Origin of the sequence: Nocardia barduliensis, assembly GCF_013315795.1 — a bacterium.
GTDB lineage: Bacteria > Actinomycetota > Actinomycetes > Mycobacteriales > Mycobacteriaceae > Nocardia > Nocardia barduliensis.
Genome location: NZ_JABLTE010000225.1, coordinates 1 through 3395, shown reverse-complemented (window position 1 = coordinate 3395; position 3395 = coordinate 1). Strand labels below are relative to the sequence as shown.

Here is a 3395-nt window from a genome sequence, read left to right as displayed (position 1 = left end):
GCATGGTTGACCGGATACCGGCGCTTGACGATCCGCTACGAACGACACGGCCGCCTCTTCGCAGCATTTCTACAACTCGCCGCAGCGCTGACCTGCTACAAGAAACTCACCACGTAAGACGTCCTCTAAGGGGACTCGAACCCCTGACCCCCACGCAGGGGTTCTAGATGTCTCGTGGTTCCCATCGCTTCCTGAAATATCCTGTGAACTGCGGGAACGGTACGGTGGTTGGTCCCGACGCTTCCCATTGGTTCCCGTGGTTTCCCGTTCAAACCGGGGGGTTAGCGCGGGGGCGGTCAAGTTTTGCACGGTTCCCGGCGGCGGATGTCCTGCGGCCCCGTAGCGGTGCGGGGTGCCTGCCGCGCTGTGGGCCCGGCGGCAGGGCGTCGACAGATTGTCGCGTTCCCTACCCATCCTGGTTCCGGGGGTTGTCCTGGGCGGTGCCGGAGACGAATGGTGCTAGCTGGTTGAGAACGGCGGTGGAATCGGGGGCCAGCGCGGGCCGGTCGATGTAGTGCTGTTCGGTGGTGGCACTGTTGCGGTGTCCGGCTTGCCGCTTGGCCTGTTCGGGTCCGAACCCTTCAGCCACGGCGGTCAGGTTCGTCTTGCGGTAGGTCTTCGGGGTGATCCAGGCGTAGGTGGTTCCGCGTGCGGCGCGCCAGGTGCGACCGAAGTTATGAGGGTCGCGCCAGCCGCCACGCCGCGAGGGAAAGAGCGGAGTTTCGTCGTCGGGATCCCAATCGTCGGCACCAAGTGCCCGCAGGGTCTCGATGGTGAACGTCGGTAGCACGACGGTGCGGTACCCGGCGTCGGTCTTGGTCCACTCCTGCCGGTACAGCCCCACTCCGGTCACACGGACGATGGTGCCGCTGATGGTCATTTCCCACGGGGTCGCGGAGGTGTCGACATCGCAGCGACGGAACGCGAGGCATTCACCCGGCCGGGCTCCGGTTCCCAGGAGTATGTCGGCGGCGTTGAGGATGTCGGGGTCGCGTGCAGGGCCGCGCGTGTAGGCGGGCGTGCCGGGGATCGCCTTTCCGGCGAGCCAGGTTTCGAGCTGGGCGCGTAACCCGTTGCGGGTTGTCTCGTCCATCGCTTTCGGTTTCTTCTTCTTGCGTTTGATCTTGCCGACTTCGCGCATGGGGTTCTCACTAATCGCCCCGTGACGAACGGCCAGGCTCATCATGCCGGTGAGGATGATCTTGTGGCACTGGGCTTTACGGGTGTGCCCGTTCTTCTGGATCATCTTCAGGTGAGCATCCAGGTAGGAGGTGTCAGCCTCGAACAGCCGCACACCGCTCATCGCCGTTTTGATCTTCACGGTGCCCTTGCGGGCACGTGGATCGTCGGAGGGTTCGATCTCCTCCCGATACCATTGCAGGGTTTGGGGGGCCACAGTCTCGTCGAGTTCCATTTCTTCGAGCCAGAGGTCCGCCAGTGCGGGGATCAGGGTGTTCCAGGTGACGGCACCGTTCCGCTGACGCCCCTCGGACTTGATCCGTTCCTGAACGACTTCTTTAAGTCGGTGCTCTGCGGCGGTTTTGCTGGCTCCCCATCCTTCGACCCGGATGGTTTCTCCGCTGTAGGAGCGGTATCGGGCCCGTGCCCGGTATTGCCGTGTGCCGAGTTTCGTGCAGCTGATCTTGCCGTATGTTCCCATTGCCAACGCCTGCCGAGGCATCTCTCCAGTACCTTTCCACACTGTTTGGTCTGCCATCCGGATCCGGTCGGATTCACGCGCTTTCCCCGAGTTCGAGCTGGGCTTCCTCCCAAGCGAGGAGGTCGCTGAATCGATATCTCCGATATCTGCCCATTCGAGCAAAGCGAGGACCTTTTCCGAGCGAGGCCCAGTTCGCGAGGGTTTTCTCAGGGATCTGCAATCGCTGAGATACTTCCTCCGTGCTGAGCCAATGGTCCGTCACCGAATTTTGGATACTTCCATTTCCCGGTGACGGGTCTATATTCACGCTCGATATCGGCCCGCGGTCAAGCGGTGCGGTCGAATTGTTTTTCGATCTGCGGTTATTCCCCCTGCTTCCGAATTTGTGCGCCGTTTCGTCCGGCCCGTTGGCCCGGTGTGGGACGTCCGCACCGCCCGCCTGAATCGGCCTGTCCGGGGTTGCTTTCGACGTGGTCGGGTCACCGGCCGACTTGCGAGTGGGCGTCATCGCTGTGGGGCCTTTCGCTGCTCAGACGCTTCCGTGCCGGGGTTCGCAGGCACCGGGAGCGGTGGCTCGCCGAGGTCGACATCGGAGTAGTCCATGTCGCCGGTGGCGGTGAGTTCACCGGGATCGGTGGTGATGAGGGCGTTCTCGGTGTGCGAGGCCAGCGACCCGAACACCGCGCGGTCGGTGCCGCCGACCGCGAGCAGCCCCGAACCGCGTGCGGCCGAGAGCAGGAACTGCTGCTCGCCGTCGGAGAGGTGGAAGGCGGTAGCGACCTCGTCGATGGCCTGAGGTGCCTGGCGCAACAGAATTTGAGTCGCGGCGTTGGAGATGATCGCGCGACCCAGCTCGGTCGAGCACACATCTGCGCAGTCCTGCGTCGCGACGGTCAATCCCGCCCAATACTTGCGGAAGCTCTTCGCCGCCCGGAACAGGAACGCCGCCCCGGCGGGCTGGCGCAGCAACAGCCATGCCTCGTCCACGGTGATCATGCGAGGCCGCCGCTGGCCGGGGTTGGACACCCGTCGCCAGGTCGCGTCTAGCACGAGCAGGGTGCCGATGGTTTTCAGCTCGTCGGGCAGCTCCCGCAGCGAGAACACGATCATCCCGCCCTCGGGTTCGGTGGTGGTGTGCCCGTCGATCAGCCCGGCATAGGCTCCCTTGCCGGTGTAGGGGTGTAGTCCGGCGGCCAGCTCGACGGCAGCGGGCGAGGCGAGCCGGTCGAGCTGGTCACGCAAGTCGTTCAGGGCGGGCGCGGGTCGGGTCCAGGTGGCGGGGTCGTCGGTGATCCCGGCGTCGGTGTATGTGGCTGCCAGGGCAGCGTCCAGGGCGGCCCGTTGCGCGGCGGTCTGGTCCCCCAACAGCACCTGGATCAGGGTGTGGCAGAACAGCTTGCGGCGGACGAGTGCGTCGGCTGGTGCGCTGCGGCGGCCGTCGGGTCGGGTGTGGACTTCCAGGTCGAACGGGTTGAGCCGGACGCCGGGTGCGCCGAGGCGGATGTGGGTGCCGCCCACAGCCTCGGCGAGGCGGCGGTATTCGTCTTCGGGGTCGATGACGACCTGCTCGATCCCGCGATAGAGGGCTCGCAGGATCTCGGTTTTGACCAGGTAGGACTTGCCCGCACCGCTGCGCCCGAGGACGACGAGGTTGTGGTTGTGAGCCTCAGGCCCGAACCGGTCCACGAACAGCAGGCCCGACGCGGCGTCGCGGCCGTAGAGGACGCCCTGGGGC

3 protein-coding genes are annotated in these 3395 nt (G+C 65.2%); all 3 read right to left on the bottom strand.

Annotated elements, in window-relative coordinates:
* Positions 1-406: 406 nt before the first annotated feature.
* Positions 407-1660, bottom strand: a complete 1254-nt coding sequence (locus HOV91_RS38645) for a tyrosine-type recombinase/integrase (RefSeq protein ID WP_174190123.1) — start codon at positions 1658-1660, stop codon at positions 407-409.
* 73 nt (positions 1661-1733) lie between these two features.
* Positions 1734-2168, bottom strand: a complete 435-nt coding sequence (locus tag HOV91_RS38640) for a helix-turn-helix domain-containing protein (RefSeq protein ID WP_174190122.1) — start codon at positions 2166-2168, stop codon at positions 1734-1736.
* The coding region (locus HOV91_RS38635) for a VirB4 family type IV secretion system protein (protein ID WP_174190121.1) at positions 2165-3395 on the bottom strand (1231 nt) is incomplete at its 5' end. The genes HOV91_RS38635 and HOV91_RS38640, both read right to left, overlap by 4 nt.